Origin of the sequence: Streptomyces sp. NPDC057654, from assembly GCF_042800135.1 — a bacterium.
Taxonomy (GTDB): Bacteria; Actinomycetota; Actinomycetes; order Streptomycetales; family Streptomycetaceae; genus Streptomyces.
This window is the reverse complement of record NZ_JBHVHQ010001144.1, coordinates 1-2197: the sequence shown is the minus strand read 5'-3', so window position 1 is coordinate 2197 and position 2197 is coordinate 1. Positions and strand designations below refer to the sequence as shown.

General features: G+C 71.5%; 2 protein-coding genes. Both read right to left on the bottom strand.

The genetic code is table 11. The features are described from left to right. The coding region (gene tyrS / locus ACFU99_RS41400) for a tyrosine--tRNA ligase (protein WP_384403299.1) at nt 1-1276 on the bottom strand (1276 nt) is incomplete at its 3' end. A gap of 122 nt (nt 1277-1398) precedes the next feature. Beyond that, a partial coding sequence (locus tag ACFU99_RS41395; RefSeq protein WP_384403296.1) for a metallopeptidase TldD-related protein occupies nt 1399-2197 on the bottom strand: 799 nt, incomplete at its 5' end.

Genomic DNA, 2197 nt, shown 5'->3' with positions numbered 1-2197 from the left:
ACTCCTGGCCGTCCCCGGTCTCCACGACCAGCCGCAGTCCGTTCTGCTTGGCGACCCGGCGGGCCGCCGACGCGCTGGGCTGGAACTCCAGGACCGCCGCGAGCACGGTTGTGGCGGGCTTCTCGCCGTGCTCGGCCAGGTCCACGACGGGCAGCGTGCCGACGTCCACGAAGCTCTTCTTCGAGAACTGCGCCGTGAACCCGGCGCGCGCGGCCATCGCCGCCTCCACCCCGTACAGCGCGGCCACGACCTCGCCGGCCAGGACCTTCTTCAGATCCATCGGGTGCAGCGTCCGCGCCTCCAGGCGCGCGCCCACGGCGTCGATCTCCGCGTCGGTCCACTCGGTCCAGGCCCGCAGGTACGGGACCATCAGCCGGTCCGGAATCGACATGATCTTGCCGAAGACGTCGTCGGCGGGGGCGGTCAGGGCGACCGCGTTCCCCTTGGACTTGCTCATCTTCGCGCCGGTGCCGTCGGTGCCCTCGATCAGCGGCATGGTGGCGATCATCTGCGGCCGCAGGCCGTAGACCTCCATCACCTTGCGGCCCATCTGCATGTTGAGCAGCTGGTCGACGCCGCCCAGCTCGATGTCGCAGTCGAGCTCGGCGGAGTCGATGGCCATGGCGATCGGGTAGATCAGCTCCGACATGGTCAGTCCGGAGCCGTCCGCCAAGCGGTTGCGGAAGTCGTCGCGCTGGAGCAGCTGCGAGGCCGGGACCTGGGCGAGGATGCCGATGAGCTTCGGCAGGGTGATCCCCGCCAGCCACTCGCTGTTGAACCGCACGGCGACCTTGTCGAAGTCGAAGAACGGCCGGACCTGGTCCTGGTACGTGGACAGGTGCCGGGCGATGTCCTCGTCGGTCAGCGGCGGGCGCTCCGCGGACCGCCCCGACGGGTCGCCGATCTTGGCCGTGATGTCGCCGATCAGCAGCGTGACGTCATGGCCCATCCGCTGGAAGCGGTTCAGCACGATCATGGGGACGGTGTGGCCCAGGTGCACATCGGCCCCGGTGGGGTCGATGCCGAGCTTGACCTTCAGGCCGCGGCCCTCGGCCCGTACGGACTCGATCTCCGCGGCCAGCTTCTCCGCCGACGGCAGCACGTTCACGGCCCGCCCGGCGATCAGCTCCGCCTGCTCCGCGGCGGACAGGTCCGTCAGGTCGAGATAGCGCCGCGAACCCGTCTCGGTGAGCAGCCGCTCGACCGTGGTGTCGGAGGAGAGGTCCTGCGCGAGGAGCTCGCTGGCGCGGGCGACGGATTCGCCGAGGCGTGTCATGGCGTTCCTGATGATCGGTGAACGGGTGGGATGGTCGGGACCAGTCTATTGGGCGGCTCGTACGGTCAGGCCGCGGCTCGGGGCGTACGAGCCGAGCCGCCGCCCGTACCGCATGCCCGGACTCACACCCCCTGGCTGACGGAACTCATGTTGAAGTCCGGCACCCGCAGCGGGGGCATCGCGGCGCGCGTGAACCAGTCGCCCCACTCGCGCGGCAGCGTGCGCTCGGTGCGGCCCGCCTCGGCGGCACGGGAGAGCAGCCCGACGGGCGACTCGTTGAAGCGGAAGTTGTTCACCTCGCCGACGACCTCGCCGCGCTCCACCAGATAGACGCCGTCGCGGGTCAGCCCGGTCAGCAGCAGCGTGGCCGGGTCGACCTCGCGGATGTACCACAGGCTCGTCAGCAGCAGCCCGCGCTCCGTCCCCGCGATCATCTCCTCCAGCGAACGGTCGCCGCCGCCGTCGAGGATCAGGTTGTCGACGGCCGGGGCGACGGGCTGCCCCGTGAGCTCGGCGCTGTGGCGCGTGGTCAGCAGCCGGTTCAGCACCCCGTCGCGGATCCAGTCGGTGCCGGCCAGCGGCAGCCCGTTGTCGAAGACCGACGAGTCGTCTCCCGAGGCGTGCGCGATCACGAACGGCGCGGCCTGAAGGCCCGGCTCCGCCGGGTCGCTGCGCAGGGTGAGCGGCAGCTCGGACAGCCGCTCGCCGATGCGGGTGGCGCCGCCGGGCCGGGCGAAGACGGTACGGCCCTCGGCCGCGGCCCGCGCGGTCGACGCCCGCCACTGCTGGTAGATCAGCAGGTCCGCAACGGCCGTCGGCGGCAGCAGGGTCTCGTACCGCCCGGCGGGCAGGTCGATCTTCCGCTCCGCCCAGCCCAGGCGTACGGCGAGCTCCGCGTCCAGCACGGTGGGGTCCACGTCC